Consider the following 19,692-nt stretch of genomic DNA (forward strand, 5'->3'; position numbering starts at 1 on the left):
AACTCGTTCCTCCTGAGAGAGGAACTACGGGAGACGCCTTTATGGACGCCGTTATCAAGAAACTTATGCCGCGGTCTGCCTATATGGAAAAGCCGGTCACCGACCGGCCGAGCGAGGCCGAAGTCGAAGCCGCTGTGCGCATCTTGCTGCGCTGGACCGGCGACAACCCTGACCGGGAGGGCCTGATCGACACGCCGAAGCGCGTCACCAAGGCATTCCGCGAAATGTTCAACGGTTATGATATGTGCCCAGCCGAGGAACTTGGCCGCACCTTCGAGGAAGTCGCCGGCTATGACGACCTCGTCCTCGTCAAGGACATATCCTTCCACTCGCATTGCGAGCATCACATGGTGCCGATCATCGGCAAGGCGCATGTCGGCTATCTGCCTGACGGCAAGGTTGTCGGCCTGTCCAAGATCGCCCGCGTCGTCGACATCTTCGCCCATCGCCTGCAGACCCAGGAAGCGATGACGGCGCAGATTGCCGGCGTCATCCAGGACGTCCTCAATCCGCGCGGCGTCGCCGTCATGCTCGAGGCCGAGCATATGTGCATGGCCATGCGCGGTATCCGCAAACAGGGCTCCACCACGCTGACCTCGACCTTCACCGGCGCCTTCAAGGATACACCCGAAGAGCAGGTCCGCTTCGTCACCATGGTGCGCGGCGGCGGAACTGATCAGACCCGCCCCACCTTCGTCAAATAAGGACCGGCGAATGTCGGCATTGGAATTCCCGAAAGCTCCCTCAGACAAGAAGGCGCTTGAGGAAGGCACGGTCCTTTCGCCGCGCTTCGATGCCGGCGGCCTCGTCACCGCCGTCGTCACCGATGCCGAAGACGGCATGCTGCTGATGGTCGCGCATATGAATGCCGAGGCGCTGGCGCTGACGCTCGAGACCGGCATCGCGCACTACTGGTCGCGTTCGCGCAACGCGCTGTGGAAGAAGGGCGAAACCTCGGGCAATGTCCAGCAGGTCGTCGAGATGCTCACGGATTGTGACCAGGACGCGATATGGTTGCGCGTCAAAGTGCTGGGTCATGAAGCAACTTGTCACACCGGCCGACGTTCATGCTTTTATCGGACGGTGGGGCTGAGCGATGGCAAAGGGACGCTTGCCAGCGACGGCAGCAAGCCGCTGTTCGATGCGGAAAAAACCTATCGAAAGCCCAATACACCATCAATATGAACCATTCGCAGCACTTCAGCCACGTGTATTCATGATTTCGATACGGCCCGCCTGTAGGATGACCGTGGGACAAGGGAGATTGTGATGCTCGAGTGGGCGTCATTGCGCAACAGACCTGACGTTCGGGAGGCGAATGGCCTCTCCTCGGCCGCGGGCGCATCCGAAACCAAATCTCCGGGCAAAACAGCGATTTCGCTGGCATTGGGCGGCGGCTGTGCGCGCGGCTGGGCGCATATCGGCGTGCTGCGCGCGCTTGACGAAGCCGGCATCGAAGTGTCGATGATCGCCGGCACCTCGATCGGCGCGCTGGTCGGCGGCTGCTATGTTGCCGGCAAGCTCGACGAGTTGGAAGAATTCGCCCGCAGCCTGACCAGGCGGCGCATTTTTGGCCTTCTCGACCTCAATCTACGCGGCAGCGGCCTGTTCGGTGGCATGAAGCTCGATGCGCGGCTGCGCGAGCACATAGCCGGCATCCGCTTCGAGGACCTGCCAAAACCGTTCGTCTGCGTCGCTTCGGAAATCCGCACCGGCCATGAGATATGGCTGTCGAGCGGCTCGTTGAGCACCGCCATGCGCGCCTCCTACGCGCTGCCCGGCGTGTTCGAGCCGGTCGCCTGCAATGGGCGTGTGCTGGTTGACGGCGCCCTGGTCAATCCGGTGCCGGTCTCGGTCTGCCGTGCCTACGAGCAGCCGCTCGTGGTCGCGGTGAACCTTCACTACGATCTGTTCGGCCGCGCCGCGGTGATCAAGCACAGCGCCGGCGAGCTGGTCATCGAGAAAGACGCGCCGCGGGCCGGCCACGCCGATCCCGAACGCCAGTCGCGCGAGACGCGGCTCGGCATCACCGGCGTCATGGTAGAGGCCTTCAACATCATCCAGGACCGCATTTCGCGCGCCAGGCTGGCCGGCGACCCGCCGGACATATCGCTGCAGCCGAAGCTCAGCCATATCGGCCTGACCGAATTCCACCGCGCCGACGAAGCAATCCGTATCGGCTACCAGGCAACGATGGCGCAGATCGGCGATCTGACCCGGCTGCAGACCGTCCTCGCTTAGGCCGAGCGGTCAGCGAGCTCTCAGGCAAGCGCCGCGTCGACGATACGAAATTGCACCGTGCGGTTGCCGTTCCAGTGATTGCCCGACAATGAGCCGGCGACGTGCACCGGTTTGCCCCTGTTCTTGAACAGGAATTCGCCAAGCGCAGTATCGACGGCGCGAAAGGCGATCGCCTGGATGCGGCCGCCGCTTTCCGACTGCAGGTCGGCGCGGATATGGTTGGTGCCGACCGCCCGCGCATCGACAAGCCGGTGGCGCGGCAGCGCGAACACCGGCGCGACATGCCCTGCGCCGAACGGCCCTGCCCTCTCAAGTGCATCGAGCAGCGCGAGCGTCGCGCCCTCGGCGGCAAGCGCACCGTCGATCGCCAGGCTCTCCTGCCCTTGCAGGCGGAACACGTCCACCGCCGCGCGCTCTTCGAAGAAAGCCCTGAGTTCGCCGAGCTTCGCCCGCTCGACAGTGATGCCTGCCGCCATTCCGTGGCCGCCACCCTTGAGGATCAGCCCGGCATCGGCAGCCTCGCGCACCAGCCGGCCGAGGTCGAAGCCAGACACTGAACGGCCTGAACCGGTACCGACACCGTTGGCGTTGAAGGCGATGGCAAATGCGGGCCGGCGCGCATGGTCCTTGAGCCGCGAGGCAAGCAGGCCGACAATGCCCGGGTGCCAGTTGCTGCTGGCTGTGACCACGATGGCCGGACCATTGCCGCCGGCAAGCTCGGCGTCGGCCTCTGAGCGCGCCGCAGCCAGCATCTCCTGCTCCATCGACTGCCGCTCCTGGTTGAGCCGATCCAGCGTCTCGGCAATGGTGCGGGCTTCGACCGGGTCGTCGGTTGCAAGCAGGCGGCTGCCAAGTGCTGCGTCGCCGATGCGCCCGCCGGCGTTGATGCGCGGACCGATCAGAAAGGCCAGATGGAACGTGCTGATCGGCTCGCCTATACGCGAGACCCGCGCCAACGCCGCCAGCCCGTCGTTTCTCTGCTGCCGCGCCACCTGCAGCCCCTTGACCACGAAGGCGCGGTTGACGCCGGTGAGCGGCACCACGTCGCAGACTGTGCCCAGCGCCACCAGGTCGAGCAGGGCAAGCAGGTCCGGCGGTGCGGCATCCGGCAAGCGGCCGCGCAGGATCTTCGCGGTCTGCACCAGGCAAAGGAAGACGACGCCGGCGGCACAGAGATGACCTTGGCCGGAAAGGTCGTCCTCGCGATTTGGGTTGACGACCGCAGCCGCCGCCGGCAACGGCCCGCCGACCTGATGGTGATCGAGCACCACGACGTCGGCGCCGGCGGCCTTTGCGGCGTCGATGGAAGCAGCGCTGTTGGTGCCGCAATCGACTGTGACGATCAGCGTCGCGCCGCGCGAGACGAGTTCGCGCATCGCTTCCGGATTGGGGCCGTAACCCTCGAAGATGCGGTCCGGTATGTAGATCTCCGACGCCACCGAGAAATGCGCGAGAAAGCGCTTGAGCAGCGCCGACGAGGCGGCGCCGTCGACATCGTAATCGCCAAAGATCGCTACCTTTTCCCTGGCCGTCACCGCCTGGGCGATACGAGAGGCGGCCTTGTCCATGTCGGTCAGCGATGCCGGGTCGGGCAGCAGGTTGCGGATGGTCGGATCGAGAAACCGCTCGGTCTGCTCGGCGGTGACGCCGCGCCCGGCCAGCACGCGCGCCACGATGTCGGGCACGCCATAACCTTGCGCGATGGCGAGCGCGGCCATGTCCTGGCGCTCGGTCAGCCGGTGTTCCCAGGAAACGCCGGTGGCCGATTGCCTTACATCGAGGAAAAAGCGTCTTTCCCCCGTCACGTGGTGCGCCGTCTGCAATTTGTCATTGCGCACAATATGCAACGGCTAACTGAGTCGAAATCAAAACTTTTCCAGATCCTGATGCCTGGCCTTGATTTCGCGCACGGTCCGCGATGACGAGCGCAGCACGATCGTGTGCGTGGTGATGAAATTGCGGCCGAACTTGACGCCGGCCAGCATATTGCCGTCGGTGACGCCGGTCGCGGCAAACAGCACGTCGCCGCGTGCCATGTCTTGCGTGTGGTAGATCCGTTTAGGGTCGGAGATGCCCATCTTGGCGGCGCGCGCCAGCTTTTCCGGCGTATCGAGGATCAACCTGCCCTGCATCTGGCCGCCAGTGCAGCGCAAGGCGGCAGCTGCGAGCACGCCTTCGGGCGCGCCTCCGGTGCCGAGATAGATGTCGATGCCGGTCTCGTCAGGGTCGGTGGTATGGATGACCCCGGCGACATCTTGGCGCAGATCGTCGTGCCTTCGAGCGGATCGAGCGCGATGTCGACAGCCGGGCCTTTGCCGGTACCGACTTCCTCGCCGATATAAAGCATCGGCGCCTCGTCGCGCTCGCCCTCGCCGATCACTACCGTGCCGTTGATGGCAAGACGGTTGAGTTCCTGCCGCATGGCATCGACCGCAACCTGGTCGGCGGCTTTCTCGTCGCCGCGTCCGCGCAATCTGGCGGCCGCGACCGCGGCGCGTTCGGTGACGCGCACCAATTCCATGGTCAGTATCCGGTCGAGGCCGGCGACAATGTTCTGGGCCACATTCATCGATGGACAATCCTCGTTGGCACTTTGTTTTCGTGCATGTCGTCGTCCCAAAAACCGCCGCACACTTTTGGGCGACATGCATTAGCCTCCCGCCAGAGACGCGCTCCTTGTGTCAAAGCCCCGTGACAACAGCAAGACCTGCGCTGGACCTTTTTGAAAACGCAGCAATATCAATCGATTAAAGGCAAATAAGGAGACTTCTATCCGGCCCGCTCGATGCGGATGACTTGCGGCTTGTCGGTCAGAAGGCTGTCCCTGGTGATGCCGTCGACGGCCTTGCGCACCGCCGCCTCGGTCGTCTCGTGGGTCACCAGGATGACGGTCTTCTGTGCCTCGGTTTCCGGACCGGCGGCATGCTGGACGATCGATTCCAGCGAAATGTCGTTGTCGGCCATGCGCTTGGCTATTGCCGCGAAGACGCCGAGGCGGTCGTGCACGGTCAGCCGGATGAAATAACCCCCGGCATGGCTGCGCATCTGCGCCTTCTTATAGGGCTTGAGCTCCTTCGCCGGCCGGCCGAAAACCGGACCATGCTGGAAGCCAGGCCGGCTTTTAGCGATGTCGGCGATGTCGCCGATCACCGCCGATGCGGTGGCGTTGCCGCCGGCACCGGGGCCGGAGAGCAGCAATTCGCCGAGGATGTCGGTCTCGATGGCCACCGCATTGGTGACGCCGTGCACCTGCGCGATGACCGAGGCCGTCGGCACCATGGTCGGATGCACGCGCTGCTCGATGCCGCTTTCGGTGCGTTGGGCGACGCCAAGCAGCTTGATCCGGTAGCCGAGATCGCCGGCCGCGCGGATGTCGGCCTGGCTGATGTTGGAGATGCCCTCCATATAGATATCGTTGGCGGCGATCCTCGTGCCGAAGGCAAGGCTGGTCAGGATCGACAGCTTGTGTGCGGTGTCGTGGCCCTCGATGTCGAAGGTCGGGTCGGCTTCGGCATAGCCTAGCCGCTGCGCGTCCTTGAGGCAGGCATCGAACGACAGGCCCTCGGCCTCCATGCGTGTCAGTATGTAGTTGCAGGTGCCGTTGAGGATGCCGAAGACGCGGGTCACCGAATTGCCGGCCATCGCCTCGCGCATCGTCTTGATGACCGGAATGCCGCCTGCCACCGCCGCTTCGTAGTTGAGCAGCACACCCCTCTTTTCTGCGATCTCGGCCAGTGAGACGCCGTGCTTGGCAAGCAGTGCCTTGTTGGCGGTGACGACGTGACGGCCGGCCTCGAGCGCGGCTTTCACTGATGATCGTGCCGCTCCTTCGTCGCCGCCGATCAGTTCGACGAAGACGTCGATCTCGGCGGTCTGCGCCATCTTGATGGCGTCGTCGAACCACTGCGCCGTACCAAGATCGACGCCGCGGTCGCGCTTGGGATCGCGCGCCGAAACGGCTGACACGACGATGTCGCGTCCGCACTGCCGCGTCAGTTCGGCCGCCTTGTCGCGCAGCACACGGGCCACAGACGCACCGACGGTGCCGAGGCCGGCAATTCCAACACGCAACGCTTCAGCCATGTCCGGCGACGCCCCTCAACAATTCGGTCGATGTGTATAAGATCAGCGATGCGCGGCGAGCGGTACGACGTTATTCGGCTGCTTGGCGCTGGATGCGAGGAAGCGCTTGATGTTGCGCGCCGCTTGCCGGATCCGATGCTCGTTTTCGACCAGCGCGATGCGCACGTGATCGTCGCCATGCTCGCCGAAGCCGACGCCCGGCGCCACCGCGACGTCGGCGTGCTCGATCAGGAGCTTGGAGAATTCAAGCGAGCCAAGGTGCTTGAACGGCTCCGGGATCGGCGCCCAGGCGAACATCGATGCCGCCGGTGCGGGAATGGTCCAGCCGGCACGGCTGAACGAGTCGACCATGACATCGCGGCGTTTGCGGTAGACGTCGCGCACTTCGGCGATGTCGGCGCCGTCGCCGTTAAGTGCATGCGCCGCCGCCACCTGGATCGGCGTGAAGGCGCCGTAGTCGAGATAGGATTTCACCCGCGTCAGCGCCGAGATCAGCCGTTCATTGCCCACCGCAAAACCCATGCGCCAGCCCGGCATCGAAAAGGTCTTCGACATCGAGGTGAATTCGACCGCGACATCGATCGCGCCCGGCACCTGCAGCACCGAGGGCGGTGGATTGCCGTCGAAATAGATTTCCGAATAGGCAAGGTCCGACAGGATGATGATGTCGTTCTTCCTGGCGAAGGCCACCACCTCCTTATAAAAATCGAGCGAAGCGACCAGTGCCGTCGGGTTGGACGGATAATTGAGGATCAGAGCCAGCGGCTTCGGGATCGAATGGCGGATGCCGCGCTCCAGGGCCGGGATAAAGCCGTCGTCCGGCTCGACCTGCAGCGAGCGGATGACGCCGCCCGACATAATGAAGCCGAAGGCGTGGATCGGATAGGTCGGATTGGGGCACAGGATCACGTCGCCGGGGGCGGTGATCGCCTGCGCCATATTGGCGAAGCCCTCCTTCGAGCCGAGCGTCGCCACCACCTGGCTGTCCGGGTCGAGCTTCACGCCGAAGCGGCGGGCATAGTAGTTGGCCTGTGCACGGCGCAGACCCGGAATGCCGCGCGACGACGAATATCGGTGCGTGCGCGGATCGCGCACCACCTCGCATAATTTGTCGACGATGGCCTTGGGCGTCGGCAGGTCCGGATTGCCCATGCCAAGGTCGATGATGTCGGCGCCGCGCGAACGGGCGCTGGCCTTCAGCCGGTTGACCTGTTCGAAGACATAGGGCGGAAGCCGGCGGACCTTGTGAAATTCTTCCATGGCAGTTCCAGACAGTGAGGTTGCGGTCGCGCGTATAAGCTTATTTGCAACTAGGGTCGAGAGCGGGGTCGCATTTGCCTTCGATCTGCTTCAGCGCCTCGGCGCCGTGTTTTTTTGCCAGCTGGTCCAGCGCTGCCTGGTCCGCAACCTTGACGCCGCCGCCCTTGGCGGCCTGGCTCTGCTTCTCGGCCTTCAGTTGGGCGAGCTTGGCGTTCTTTTCCTCGTCGGTGAATTGCTCGGCCGCCACCTGCGGCCGGATGTTCAGGTTCGGATAGGAACCGGTGTCCTTCGCGCCGACAAGGCCGGTGGCGGGCGCCGCACCTTCCATGTTGCTGCTCGTGCAACCGGCCATCGTCAACATGACGAGCGCCATGCGGCAAAAACGACCAGTGCCGGAAAAAACGTTCTTGCCAATATTAATCGTCATATTGTTTTCCTGGCGGCCGGGTTAGAGCACATTGGACCCTGTTCGATATCCCATGGTAATATGTCAACAAAACGCTTCGGGAGGAACCCCGCGAACCATGGCCAAAACACCCGATTCGGGCAAAGCGGAAGATGACCAACCTTCGACCGTCGAGCAATATCTGGTGAAGGACCCGGAACGCTTCGCTCTGAACATGGCCCGCATGATCGAGCAGGCCGGCAAAGCCGCCTCGGCATGGGCCGAGCCGCGGGAAAAGGGCGAGGTACGCGATCACGTCGCCGAGCCGGTCGTCGACATGGTGAAGACGTTCTCCAAGCTCACCGAGTACTGGCTCTCCGACCCGCAGCGCGCGCTGGAGGCGCAAACGCGGCTGTTTTCCGGCTACATGACCGTCTGGGCCAATGCTGTCCAGCGCGTCGGCGCCGGCGCCGAGGACGCCGAGGATGCGGTCAAGCCCGAGCGCGGCGACAAGCGTTTCCAGGACCCGGAATGGGGCCGCAACGCCTTCTTCGATTTCCTCAAACAGGCGTATCTGGTCACCTCGCGCTGGGCGGCCGAACTGGTCGAGCACGCCGACGGCCTAGACGAGCATACCCGCCACAAGGCCGGCTTTTATGTCAAGCAGGTGTCCAATGCCATCTCGCCGTCGAATTTCATCCTGACCAATCCGGAATTGTTTCGCGAGACTGTCGCCTCGAACGGCGAAAACCTGGTGCGCGGCATGAAGATGCTTGCGGAGGACATCGCCGCGGGCAAGGGTGACCTGAAGCTGCGGCAGGCAGATTATTCGCCCTTCGAGATCGGCAAGAATCTCGCCGCCACGCCGGGTAAGGTGGTCGGCCGCAGCGACGTCGCCGAAATCCTGCAATACGAGCCGACTACCGACACCGTGCTCAAGCGGCCGCTGCTGATCTGCCCGCCATGGATCAACAAATACTACATCCTCGACCTCAACCCGCAAAAATCCTTCATTCGCTGGGCGGTCGAGCAAGGCCACACCGTGTTCGTAATCTCCTGGATCAACCCGGACGAGCGGCACGGCGCCAAGAGTTGGGAGGCCTATATCAGGGAGGGCCTGCAATACGGCCTCGACACGATCGAGAAGGCGACCGGCGAAAGGCAAGTCAACGCCATCGGCTATTGCGTCGGCGGCACGCTTCTGGCGGCGGCCCTGGCGCTGATGGCGCAGGAAGGCGACCACCGCATCAAATCCGCCACCTTCTTCACCACCCAGGTCGATTTCACCTATGCCGGCGATCTAAAAGTGTTCGTCGACGAGGAGCAGGTCGCGGCCGTCGAAAAGGCGATGAACGAGAAAGGCTATCTCGACGGCACCAAGATGGCGACTGCCTTCAACATGCTGCGCTCGGGCGACCTGATCTGGCCCTATGTCGTCAACAACTACATGCGCGGCAAGGATCCCCTGCCTTTCGACCTGCTCTACTGGAATGCCGATTCGACCCGCATGGGCGCTGCCAACCATTCCTTCTATTTGCGCAATTGCTATCTCGAGAACAGGCTCTCGCAAGGCATGATGGAACTGGCGGGCCGCACGGTTTCGCTGAAGGACGTTACCATTCCGGTCTACAACCTCGCCTCTAAGGAGGACCACATCGCGCCGGCGCTGTCGGTATTCCTCGGCTCGAAATATTTCGGCGGCGAGGTCGACTACGTCATGGCCGGCTCCGGCCACATCGCCGGGGTCGTCAATCCGCCGGCGGCGCAGAAATATCAATACTGGACCGGCGGCAAGCCGGCCGGCGACTTTGACCAATGGCTCGCCGGGGCCACAGCCCACCCCGGTTCCTGGTGGCCGCACTGGCAACGCTGGATCGAAGCCAAGGACAATACCCGCGTTCCGGCCCGCAAACCGGGCGAGCATATGCAAGTTCTAGGCGAAGCCCCCGGCACCTATGTCAAGGTGCGCGTGTAACCATCTGTAATGTGTGGTGAGTTGACGCGCCGCCAAAAGCGGGCGAAATGGTGCCGTCAACCCTGAGCAGCCTTGATTCATCCTCTAGCCGCCAAATTACTTTGAGGCTTGCAGATTTGACACAGGTCTCGTTTCCGGTTCGGGGAACAAGGGTCATTTCGACGAGACGTTTCGGCGCCGCGCCAATGACGAACCGGTCGGATATCGAGGGGGAATTTTGTTTTGAGATCAGCAGGATCGCGCCTCGCGAAGGGAGAAAGCCGCGCCATTGTGGCGGCGCTTTTCTCGATGCTCCTGGCGTCCTGCACCTCGGCCGGCGACCCGACCATGTCGGTCGGCATGCCAGGCTACAATACCTCGGCTACCGAAATCAGCACGGCCGCCGGTACGCCCCAGGCCAGCACGGCCGCATCATCGTCGCAGATGACAACCGCACAAATGACGATGAATGCCGACGGTGACGCCAGCCTTCCCGAGCAGGTCGCCTATGTGCCAATAGCCAAGCCAGGGGCCAAGCCCGATGCCGGCTTCCCGATCGCCGTTCCAACGGCAGCCGAGACGATCGCGGGACACACGCCGCAGCCGCTGCAACCAAACGCCCAGACGGCCGAACAGGCCGTGGCACAGAACAGTGCTGATGCATCGAAGCCCGACGCCAAGGCCGCCGCGCCGGCGATGAACAACCCGGTCTATGTAACCGCCGGCGAGATGCCGCAGCCACAGGCCTACGCACCGAAGAAAAACTTCCTGGCCTCGCTGTTCAGCGCCACCCCCGCTTCGGCAGCATCGCCGGCCAACAGCAGATCGGGCGGGCAGCCAACGGTCGTGCAGGCCAAGGCGACGCCTGCGGCAAAACCCACCGTTACCCTGGCCTCGGCCAATTCGGCAGAAAAGCCGGTGCAGCTGGTGTCGACCGGCGATACCAGCCATTTCACGGCCGCGCTGCCGGGCGTGCGCCAGACGGCGCTGTTCGAGATCAAGCGCAAATCCGGCCTCGACGATGAGAGCGACGTCGATCTCAACGAAGACGAAGGTTCGGGTGGCGCCTACCAGGTCGCCTCCGCCGCCGGCCTTGCCCGGCTGGCGCCCAACGGCCTCCTGAAACAGAACGAAAGCGTCGATGTCGCCTGCTTGAAGCCGTCGCTGGTTCGCGTGCTGAAGACGATCGAAGGCCACTACGGCCGCAAGATGACGGTCACCTCCGGCTATCGCGATCCGGCCCGCAACCGCCGCGCCAACGGCGCCAAGAATTCGCTGCACATGTACTGCGCCGCCGCCGACATTCAGGTTCCCGGCGTCTCGAAATGGGAACTGGCGAGCTACATCCGCACCATGCCGGGCCGCGGCGGCGTCGGCACCTACTGCCACACCGAATCCGTCCATGTCGATGTCGGCCCCGAGCGCGACTGGAACTGGCGTTGCCGCAGGCGCGGCTAGGAACGAGGTTCTTCCGCCACTGCGAAGTTCGCTCGGCGACGCTACATCATGCCGCAAAATCAGCTTGGCTGTCGGAAAGACGTGGTTTTGGAGCCAAAGGAAAAAAGTTGTCGCAGCCGGCGGCAGACGGGTTGCCGGTTTGCCGCGACGCAACTATAAGCGCTCACATCTGAGCGCGCCCATCGTCTAGCGGTCAGGACACCGCCCTTTCACGGCGGTAACAGGGGTTCGATTCCCCTTGGGCGTACCAGTAATTTCAACTTGGCATATGTCTATCGCCAGCGTGATGCTGGCAAGCTTGGCCGGAACCCACCCACTCTGATGGGCGTGTCAGCGAGGGGGGCGAAGACAGACTGCGGATTGTGTCGACGGCTCCCTACGCCCGCAGTCCCCTCGCCTCGCCGCCGCGCTTGCGCGGAGGAACCATCATGTCCCTGGCAAGCAGGCCGCTCACCCGGCAAAAGGCCATGAAGGCCCGCCATGCGTCTTCGGTCTCAACGATGTCCACCGTGGCGCCAAAACAGGCATTGAACGCGGCCTGGTAGGTTGGCCCCTTCCGGCGAACCGGCCACGTTTGCAGGAAATCGAGCGCCTGCTCGACACTGTAGATTTCCTCGACCGGCTGGCTGGGCACAGGCGCGATACGCACCGGCACCGCAAATTGCAGTCTGTCCATTCGACCTCTCCCGAACCGACACCCCCGCAGCAACATCGTTCGGCACAAAAAGTTGCCGTGGCGGCTTCATGCTTGGGCCGACTTCTCACCTAGAAATGTGTCGTCACTGCGGTAGCCAAATGAACCGGTCGGGAGCATGGGCAGCTACAGGCAAGGAGAGTGCCCCAAAGACCTGAATATCGCCGGTCTTCGGTCGTCGCCGGCAGTTCGTCCTTGAACCTTGCGCCTTCCAGTGCCAAATCTGGGGAGATTTCTCTGGCGGGGGCTCATCCAGCCCTCGCATCCCTGCAAGACGGATAAAAATGGTCACCTATCTCGACGCCGCGACGGCACCGCTCAGAAACACCGGCCAGATCCGTCTTTACGACGAGGAAGGCTTTATCGGCATGCGCAAGGCTTGCGATCTCACGGCGCGCTGCCTCGACGAACTGGTATCGATGGTGGCGCCGGGCGTCACCACCGAAGCGATCGATCGCTTCGTCTTCGAGTTCGGCATGGACCATGGCGCGCTTCCGGCGACACTCAACTACCGCGGCTACACGAAATCATCCTGCACCTCGATCAACCACGTCGTCTGTCACGGCATACCCGACAGCAAGCCGTTGAAGGATGGCGATATCGTCAATATCGACGTCACCTATATACTCGACGGCTGGCATGGCGACTCCTCGCGCATGTATCCGGTGGGCACGATCAAGCGTGCCGCGGAGCGGCTGCTCGAAGTCACGTATGAGTGCCTGATGCGCGGCATCGCGGCAATCAAGCCGGGCGCCCGCACCGGCGCCATCGGCGCCGCCATCCAGACCTATGCCGAAGCCGAGCGTTGCTCGGTGGTGCGCGATTTCTGCGGCCACGGCGTCGGCCGGCTGTTTCACGACGCGCCGAACATCCTGCATTACGGCAGCGCCAGCGAAGGCGTCGAGATGCGGCGGGGCATGATCTTCACCGTCGAGCCAATGATCAATCTCGGCCGGCCGCATGTGAAAGTGCTGTCGGACGGCTGGACCGCGGTGACGCGTGACCGTTCGCTTTCGGCGCAGTACGAGCACACGATCGGCGTCACCGAAACCGGCTGCGAGATCTTCACGCTGTCGCCAAAAAACCTCGACCGCCCCGGCCTGCGGGCCTAGTGTCTGGCAGATCGGGCGTTACCTCGCCCGGCAAATGCTGGGTGGGCAGCCATGAACGGCGACGACGACGAGCGGGCCTTCTTTCCCGAAAGGCCGGTGCGATCGCCCGCGAAGGCGGTGGCCGCCGACAAGCCGCATTATCTCGGCCATCGCGATCGCTTGCGCGAGCGCTTCGCCGCCGGTCCCAACACCCTCCCCGACTACGAACTGCTCGAGCTTCTATTGTTTCGGCTGATCCCGCGCGCCGACACCAAGCCGGTCGCCAAGGCCTTGCTGGCACGCTTCGGTACATTGGCCGAGGTCCTCGGCGCGCCCGTCGAGCGCCTGCAGGAAGTGAAGGGCATCGGCCCGGCGGTGGCGCTCGACCTCAAGGTGGTTTCGGCAACGGCGCAGCGCATGGCGCGCGGCGAGATCGCCGGCCGCGAGCTGTTGTCGACCTGGACGCAGGTTCTCGAATACTGTCGGTCGGTGATGGCCTTCGAGGAGCGCGAGCAGTTCCGCATCCTGTTCCTCGACAAGAAAAACGCGCTGATCGCCGACGAAGTGCAGCAGGTCGGCACCGTCGACCACACACCGGTCTATCCGCGCGAAGTGGTCAGGCGCGCCTTGGAGCTCTCTGCCACGGCGATCATTCTGGCGCACAACCATCCGTCGGGAGACCCGACGCCGTCGCGTGCCGACATCGAGATGACCAAGCTGATCATAGAGACGGCCAAACCGCTTGGCATTGCCGTTCACGACCACATCATCATCGGCAGGAAAGGCCACTCCAGCATGAAGGGCCTGCTGCTGATCTGAGGTTTGGCGTTGTTTTCAGCTTTGTCCGCTGTGCGCCTATGTACCGCAACCTCAAGGCGGTCGGCTCGACAAATTCTGGCGCCGAGGCTCAGCTGGCCGTGCGCAGGCGCCGCGATCGGACAAATGTCTTAAGTCCCTCGGAGTCGAACGGGTGGCCGAAGGCATAACCCTGCAATATGTCGCAGCCCAGGCCCTTGAGTAGCCGTGCGTGCTGCATCGTCTCGACGCCTTCCGCCACGACCTCGATACCCAGCGATTTGCCGATTTCGATGATCGACGAGACAACCTGCCTTCTCTGCGGCGATTTGACGATTGGGGTGACCAGCTGCCGATCTATCTTCAGCCGGCGCGGCTGCAACTTCAGCAAACTGACCATCGAAGCGTAACCGGTACCGAAATCGTCTATTTCGACGTCAATCCCCAGTTCTTTTATTTGCTCGATGTTCCACGTGACGAGATCGTCGTTCTCGTCCAGGAAAATCGACTCAACAAGCTCGAACGAAACTGTTCCTTTCTTGATATCTTGTTCTCGCAGGCTCTTGATAAGCTCCTCGTCTTGAAGGCGCCTCGCCGAGACATTGACCGACACCCGTGGAATGTTAAGTTTTGCAGCGGACCACTCTTCGAAATCCGAAAGCGATTGCTTCAATATGGCTTGGTCGATGATCGAGACGACGTTCAGTTCTTCCGCAATCCTCAGGAAGATGTCGGGCGCCAAAATACCCTTTACTGGATGTTGCCATCTCGCCAGCGCCTCAACCCCAACGATTTCGAGCGTCTTTGCGTCAAATTGGGGCTGGTAGAACGGGATGAACTCGTTGCGCTCGAGGCCGCCGAGAATTTCGTCGGCAATCCGTTTTGTATCGACGATTTCGCTTTGCATCGCGTCAGTGAAGAATTCGTATCGATTGCGCCCACGCCTCTTTGCTCGGTAAAGCGCGATATCTGCGTTCACCAGCAGGTGTTTGGCTTCGACATCTTTTCCGTTGTCGACAGCGATTCCCACGCTGACGCCAAAACGGCACCGATGGCCCTGATAGTAGACGGGCTCGCGCATCTGGCTGATGACCCGATCGGCAAGCAGCGCCAGTTGCTTGGTATCGTGGCGTACCACGCACAGAACGATGAATTCGTCTCCTCCGATGCGGGCGACGAATCCTTCGTCGCCGACCTTCGATCTGAGGACTGTCGACGCGTGAACCAGCATCGCGTCACCGGCGGCGTGGCCCAGCGTATCGTTGATGTGCTTGAACCGATCCAGATCGATGTGAAGCAGTGCCGCACGCCCGCCTGAGCGCCTGGCGTTTGCCGCGTAGTCTTCCAGGACCTGGTCGAGGTAACGCCGGTTGGGCAAGCCGGTCAGCGAGTCATGAAGCGCAATGTGCTCTATGCGCGCCTTGGCCGACTCGAGTTCTGCATTTTTCGACTCCGACAGCTGTTTTGCGCGAACCAGATCCTTGTTCAGCAGGACGTCGGCAGTCACGTCCCATTCCGCGCCGATCATTTTTGGGGTGTCGTTTGTGGCCCGGTAAAGGATAGCCTTGGACCGGACATGACGGATCTCGCCATTCGGGCGCACAATCCGGTACTCCGACAAATATGGTCGTCCGCTGGCCACCGCCGTATCGAAATCTGCGTTGGCGCCAGCCAGATCATCTGGATGGATCGCTCCCGCCCAGTCTGTGTAGCCCCGGTGCTCCCCCGCTGGTTTGCCATATATTTCATTGACGCGATCATCCCATGTAAGCTCGTTGGTCGCGAGATCGTGTTCCCAAACCCCGATAGCCGAAGCTTCCAGAGCGAGTTCAAGGCGTCGTGACAATCGGCGCAATTCCGCATAATTGCGCTGTCTTTCGCCTATCAGACGACCAGTGACCAGGAAAGGGAACACAACCAAGGCCCCGGCCGTCGCCATGATCGCGCGCAACAACCATGCGTTACTTGGCGTCGAAGGCCAGCCATTCTTGGGAATGGCAGCGAGCTGCCACGAGCCGGAAGGAAGCAAAACGTCAGCCGTCACCGGGTCGCTTTTGCTGATCTCCTCATTGCCGTAGAATTGACCACCTCGGTGACCGAGGGCGTCCCTGCCGATCAGCGCGATGTCGATCCCGAGATCGTCGTCAAGCATGCCGCTCGCTTTGTAAAGGCGCTGCACGTCGACAACGGCTGAAATAATGCCCCAGAACCTTTCCGTGTTGCCCGCGCTCGGCACGAAAACCGGAAAGCGGCCGATGAAGCCCTGTCCTCCCTGCTTCAGCTCGACGGGACCGGCAAGCACCAGCTTGCGTTCGTCTCGCGCCCTTAGCGCAGCCGCACGCTGCCGCTCGTTCTTGCGGTAGTCCAGGCCCATCGCCTGCTCGTTACCCTCCATCGGGTACATCAGGGAAACGACTAGATCGGGCGCGCCGGCAATATTGTTCAATTGCGAGTCGGCGCCAAACAGATTGCTCGCCAGCGAGGCGAAGCGTTGCTGTCCCATATAAGGCTCGGTCACGACCGCGGCGACCAATCCACGCACGAGTTGAAGGTTTCCGTTGATATTGCCTTCGAGCTTGGCGCGGATGAGATTGACCTTGGTCAGCACGTCCGCACGGACGGCCTGGTCCGAGACGACTTTATTCTGGTGCTCCGCGAACGCTGCGCTGATAAGTATGACGACAAGCGCGATCGCCGCCGGAATATTTGCCGACGAAAAGACGACTTCCTTGATGCCGCCGAACTTAGCGCGGAAAAAAGCCAATAGGCGATTCCTCAAGTGCCATTTCAGGTTCCCGGGTCGACCCGATGAGGAACATTAGCTTTCAATGTTTAATGTCACCTTCACGCCCCTTAGAGCTTTTGCGCTTTCCGACCCGTTGCTGATGCTGCAGGCCCGAGCGGTTGGAGCCAGCTGCCGACTTCCACTGACATGGTCCCACTGATTGAGTTGAGATGCGCTGGCGCCGGCGATCCGTCGGAAGATCGAGGAGCGCGAGCGATTGCAAACTTCGACGCTCCGACCCGAGTACTCAGGAGCGTCGACCTGGACTAGTGCCCCTCGATCGCCTTGGGAGACACAAGGTATGGTATCTTGCCGATGCTGCGCTTCGTCGCGCCAATGGAATAGGCCATCGGTATCTTGGGAGAGTTCTCTGGCAAGCCGTACATATCCTTGCCGGCCCGCACGGCAAATGAAAAGTGCTGCCACGAAACAGTGTCATGCTCATTGAGAAAATCGAGCGTCAGACCAGCTGAAATCAGCGCATTCACCACGTCACTGATCGGGTGGATCCATTCATAATAGCGAGGATGCTTCAGGATGCGGTCATCGCCGGTGTAGGTCAGTTCCTCGTTCCAGGCGAGCGGCCGAGCTATCGGCGTTCGCCAGTCGTGCTTCAATTCCAGGGCCGCGGCCTTTCGATCGCACTGAAACATCAATGGATGGCCCTCGGCCATGTAGAGACGGCCGCCGGGTCTCAGGAGGTCGGCAACCACCCGCGCCCAACGGAACACGTCGTCCAGCCAGTTTACCGAGCCCCATGTAACGTAAGCGATGTCAAAGGTCCGACCGAGCGCTTCCACCGCTTCGAACAGTGGCGCTTCCACGAAGCGCACGTCGGTGCCTGCCTTCGCCGCAAAATCCCGCGCCGCCGCGATCGCCGCCGGTGAAAAGTCGAGCCCCGTCACACTGCCTGCGCCGAGATTCTTCAGGCTGATCGTGTCGAGGCCGATGTGACACTGCAGGTGGACGATATCCTTGCCGGCAATATCGCCGACCTCGCGCGTTTCCAGCTCATAAAGATTGGATCCGCCAGCTAGCACATTCTCGATGTGGTAGCTGCCCGTTGTGTCGGTCGAGTGCAGTTCGGCCCGATCATCCCAATTAAGGCGGTTCGCACCCAAAAACCGTTCCAAATTCCCCCACCCCTGACTGACGCATGGTAAACAAGTCGTTAAAGTACCTTTGCAGCGAAAGTATCGCGCGTCAATCCGGACTGGGCGGCGGCAGTGTGCCACCGCTCGCGAAAGCCATAGCCCCGGGAAAGCTTGCTGCTGATCAAAAGCTTCTGGCGCAGTCGCCGTGCCCGGCGACAAGACCCCGCAGGCCCCCCTGACGTCACCGTCGTGGTCTGCATGTGGATTAGTCGGTTCCTCAGCCCCCCGCGGCCACCATCGCGATGTTTCTGGAGAGCTCGTTTGTGGGGTCAACTGCGTCTGCCATGCCGCCCGTAAGTGCTCGGTAGAGTGCCACATAATCGCTGCACATGCGCTCGACCGTGAACCGCTTCTCGAACGTCTGCCGCACTCGTGCGCGATCGAGGCTGTCTATCCGCTGGAGCGCGCCCACAGCTTCCTCGACGGTATCCACGATCCATCCGGACACACCGTCATCGATGATCTCCGGGACGGCGCCACGCCGGAACGCAACCACCGGCGTACCGCAGGCCATTGCTTCGATCGTTACGAGCCCGAAGGGTTCCGGCCAGTCGATTGGGAACAAAAGCGCTTTCGCATTGCCCAGAAAATCCGCCTTTTGCCGCTCATCGATTTCGCCAATGAACTCCACGTTCGAATGCCGCAGCACTTGCGGCCCGACCCTTTCCTTCCAGAACGACTGGTCCACCTTGTCGATCTTGGCGGCGATCTTCAGGGGAAACCCGGCCCGCGCTGCTATCTCTATGGCCGCTTCCGGCCCCTTTTCCGGCGAGATGCGACCGAGAAACGCAAGATAGCCAGAGGTGTTCGGGTGGAATGGCAGAAGATCGCGGGGCAGGCCATGATGCACGGTTCCAATCCAATTGACTGGCGGCACGGGCCGGCGCTGGTCGAAGGAAATCGAGACCAGGGGAACGTCGTCGAACATAGCATAAAGCTGCGCCAGATCGGGCAGGTCGAGCCTGCCGTGAAGCGTGGTAACCGTTCGCCTGGCAAAATCCCGAATGATGGGGAAGTGTAGAACATCGACGTGGAAATGCAAAACGTCGAATTCATCGGCTCGCCGGCGCACCCGTTCAAGCATCATAACGTGGTGCGGACCACCGTCCTGGACCCTGGGATTCAGGCGCAGCGCGACGTCGCAACACGGCACCAGCTCGGCTGAGGTACGAGAATCGGCGCTGGCGAACAACGTCACCTCGTGGCCCTGTCGGACAAGTTCTTCGGTCAGATACGAAACAATTCGCTCGGTTCCACCGTAGGTTCGGGGCGGCACGGATTCGGTTAGCGGCGCGATCTGGGCTATTTTCATTTAGAAAATCTTTTCGGCGGCGACCGCCGTCTTTCAAACAAGCTTCGGCGGCAACCAAGACAAGCGAGAGCTTCTCGTTGCGAAGTATTCTATGCAGAGCGTATTTATAGTTGTGCCGTCCGTGCTCCTCCCGTGCAAGCAGGTTGCCCTTATTCAATTCCTCTGGATCCAAGAACTGCGATCCATAAGAAATGTTTCACCGGCTCGATAAAAAGACAGAATGAGCTACGCGCCGCCGCCCCGCCGCCCCCTGACAGGCAGCTTTGGATCGCTCGATCACCACCAAGTGATCCAGGCGTGCCGGTGCCGAATGGAACATAAAGCCCGGAATTCAGTTAGATAGCCGGATTTGGCTGGAGTACCGCCAGATGCGGAATTCCAGCTGGGCAGGGCACTACCGTGACACGGAGTGAGCGGCTTCGGGCGCATCTCGCCGAACTCAGGCACCACCTTGCCGAACTCGGGAGCCATAAACGCTCC

15 protein-coding genes, 1 tRNA gene and 1 pseudogene are annotated in these 19,692 nt (G+C 62.0%); 8 read left to right on the plus strand and 9 right to left on the minus strand.

What is annotated here, in order from left to right; all coding sequences use genetic code 11:
- Nucleotides 1–41: 41 nt before the first annotated feature.
- The 3 genes from folE (at nucleotide 42) to NKH83_RS12725 (ending at nucleotide 2,241) form a co-directional block, all read left to right on the plus strand.
- A complete protein-coding gene (folE, locus tag NKH83_RS12715; protein WP_254818364.1) occupies nucleotides 42–704 on the plus strand; it encodes a GTP cyclohydrolase I FolE in 663 nt (220 codons plus the stop codon).
- A gap of 10 nt (nucleotides 705–714) precedes the next feature.
- The gene (gene hisI / locus NKH83_RS12720) at nucleotides 715–1,185 is read left to right on the plus strand and encodes a phosphoribosyl-AMP cyclohydrolase (protein WP_352479758.1); all 471 of its coding nucleotides are present in this window, start codon (nucleotides 715–717) and stop codon (nucleotides 1,183–1,185) included.
- Nucleotides 1,186–1,269: 84 nt separating this feature from the next.
- Nucleotides 1,270–2,241, plus strand: coding sequence for a patatin family protein (locus tag NKH83_RS12725; protein ID WP_254818362.1), 972 nt, complete (start codon nucleotides 1,270–1,272; stop codon nucleotides 2,239–2,241).
- A gap of 20 nt (nucleotides 2,242–2,261) precedes the next feature.
- On the opposite strand, the gene recJ is transcribed toward NKH83_RS12725, so the two are convergent.
- The 5 genes and pseudogenes from recJ to NKH83_RS12750 form a co-directional block, all read right to left on the minus strand.
- On the minus strand, nucleotides 2,262–4,046 hold the full coding sequence (gene recJ / locus NKH83_RS12730) for a single-stranded-DNA-specific exonuclease RecJ (RefSeq protein WP_352804827.1): 1,785 nt from the start codon (nucleotides 4,044–4,046) through the stop codon (nucleotides 2,262–2,264).
- Between the two features lie 60 nt (nucleotides 4,047–4,106).
- Nucleotides 4,107–4,810: pseudogene (locus tag NKH83_RS12735) on the minus strand (fructose-bisphosphatase class II).
- Nucleotides 4,811–5,010: 200 nt separating this feature from the next.
- The gene (locus NKH83_RS12740) at nucleotides 5,011–6,324 is read right to left on the minus strand and encodes a homoserine dehydrogenase (protein WP_352804829.1); all 1,314 of its coding nucleotides are present in this window, start codon (nucleotides 6,322–6,324) and stop codon (nucleotides 5,011–5,013) included.
- A gap of 42 nt (nucleotides 6,325–6,366) precedes the next feature.
- A complete protein-coding gene (locus NKH83_RS12745; RefSeq protein WP_254818358.1) occupies nucleotides 6,367–7,584 on the minus strand; it encodes an LL-diaminopimelate aminotransferase in 1,218 nt (405 codons plus the stop codon).
- A 40-nt stretch (nucleotides 7,585–7,624) separates the two neighbouring features.
- Entirely contained in the window at nucleotides 7,625–8,011 is a 387-nt protein-coding gene (locus tag NKH83_RS12750; protein WP_254818357.1) for a hypothetical protein, read from the minus strand.
- Between the two features lie 97 nt (nucleotides 8,012–8,108).
- Here NKH83_RS12750 and phaC point away from each other — a divergent pair, with 97 nt between their 5' ends.
- From phaC to NKH83_RS12765, 3 genes are all read left to right on the plus strand, one after another.
- On the plus strand, nucleotides 8,109–9,944 hold the full coding sequence (gene phaC, locus NKH83_RS12755) for a class I poly(R)-hydroxyalkanoic acid synthase (protein WP_254818356.1): 1,836 nt from the start codon (nucleotides 8,109–8,111) through the stop codon (nucleotides 9,942–9,944).
- A gap of 327 nt (nucleotides 9,945–10,271) precedes the next feature.
- The gene (locus NKH83_RS12760; RefSeq protein ID WP_352805278.1) at nucleotides 10,272–11,381 is read left to right on the plus strand and encodes a YcbK family protein; all 1,110 of its coding nucleotides are present in this window, start codon (nucleotides 10,272–10,274) and stop codon (nucleotides 11,379–11,381) included.
- A gap of 175 nt (nucleotides 11,382–11,556) precedes the next feature.
- Nucleotides 11,557–11,631 (plus strand) — tRNA-Glu (locus NKH83_RS12765).
- 126 nt (nucleotides 11,632–11,757) lie between these two features.
- On the opposite strand, the gene NKH83_RS12770 is transcribed toward NKH83_RS12765, so the two are convergent.
- Entirely contained in the window at nucleotides 11,758–12,057 is a 300-nt protein-coding gene (locus NKH83_RS12770) for a DUF982 domain-containing protein (RefSeq protein ID WP_254818355.1), read from the minus strand.
- A 302-nt stretch (nucleotides 12,058–12,359) separates the two neighbouring features.
- On the opposite strand from NKH83_RS12770, the gene map reads away from it, so the two are divergent.
- Both map and radC read left to right on the plus strand, forming a co-directional pair.
- Nucleotides 12,360–13,187 (plus strand): type I methionyl aminopeptidase, encoded by an 828-nt coding sequence (gene map, locus NKH83_RS12775; RefSeq protein WP_352804834.1) that lies wholly within the window; start codon nucleotides 12,360–12,362, stop codon nucleotides 13,185–13,187.
- Nucleotides 13,188–13,238: 51 nt separating this feature from the next.
- The gene (gene radC / locus NKH83_RS12780; RefSeq protein ID WP_352804837.1) at nucleotides 13,239–13,985 is read left to right on the plus strand and encodes a RadC family protein; all 747 of its coding nucleotides are present in this window, start codon (nucleotides 13,239–13,241) and stop codon (nucleotides 13,983–13,985) included.
- A gap of 88 nt (nucleotides 13,986–14,073) precedes the next feature.
- On the opposite strand, the gene NKH83_RS12785 is transcribed toward radC, so the two are convergent.
- The 3 genes from NKH83_RS12785 to NKH83_RS12795 all read right to left on the minus strand — a co-directional run bounded on the left by NKH83_RS12785 (nucleotide 14,074) and on the right by NKH83_RS12795 (nucleotide 19,212).
- A complete protein-coding gene (locus tag NKH83_RS12785; RefSeq protein WP_352805281.1) occupies nucleotides 14,074–16,653 on the minus strand; it encodes a bifunctional diguanylate cyclase/phosphodiesterase in 2,580 nt (859 codons plus the stop codon).
- Nucleotides 16,654–17,012: 359 nt separating this feature from the next.
- Nucleotides 17,013–18,059, minus strand: a complete 1,047-nt coding sequence (locus NKH83_RS12790) for a class I SAM-dependent methyltransferase (protein ID WP_352804840.1) — start codon at nucleotides 18,057–18,059, stop codon at nucleotides 17,013–17,015.
- Between the two features lie 58 nt (nucleotides 18,060–18,117).
- Nucleotides 18,118–19,212 carry a glycosyltransferase family 4 protein gene (locus NKH83_RS12795; RefSeq protein WP_352804843.1) on the minus strand — a complete coding sequence of 365 codons (1,095 nt, stop codon included), beginning with the start codon at nucleotides 19,210–19,212 and terminating at the stop codon, nucleotides 18,118–18,120.
- Nucleotides 19,213–19,692: the final 480 nt, after the last annotated feature.

The organism is Mesorhizobium sp. M0909 (assembly GCF_040319515.1).
Taxonomy (GTDB): domain Bacteria; phylum Pseudomonadota; class Alphaproteobacteria; order Rhizobiales; family Rhizobiaceae; genus Mesorhizobium.